Annotated in this window: 1 protein-coding gene; it reads right to left on the bottom strand. The window is 67.8% G+C overall.

Features of this window, described 5'->3' with window-relative positions; translation table 11 throughout:
• On the bottom strand, positions 1–335 hold a 335-nt coding region (locus FLQ44_RS14480; protein ID WP_147694980.1), incomplete at both ends, for an alcohol dehydrogenase catalytic domain-containing protein.

Below are 335 nucleotides of genomic sequence, written 5' to 3'. Positions count from 1 at the left end.
CACCGCGCCGATGCCGGTGGTGACGCCGCAGCCGATGTAGCAGACCTTGTCGAAGGGCGCGTCCTCGCGGATCTTGGCCAGCGCGATTTCGGGCGCAACGGTGAAGTTCGAGAAGGTCGAGGTGCCCATGTAGTGGCGGATCGGCCGGCCGTCGAGCGAGAAGCGGCTGCTGCCATCGGGCATCAGGCCCTGCCCCTGCGTACTGCGGATCGCCTGGCAGAGGTTGGTCTTGGGGTTCAGGCAGTACTCGCACTCGCGGCACTCGGGCGTGTACAGCGGGATCACGTGGTCGCCGGGCTTGAGCGACTTCACGCCCGCGCCGACCTCGACCACCA

The organism is Vogesella mureinivorans, assembly GCF_007644035.1.
In the GTDB taxonomy this organism is placed as follows: Bacteria; Pseudomonadota; Gammaproteobacteria; order Burkholderiales; family Chromobacteriaceae; genus Vogesella; species Vogesella mureinivorans.
This window is presented reverse-complemented; position numbering and strand designations above follow the sequence as displayed.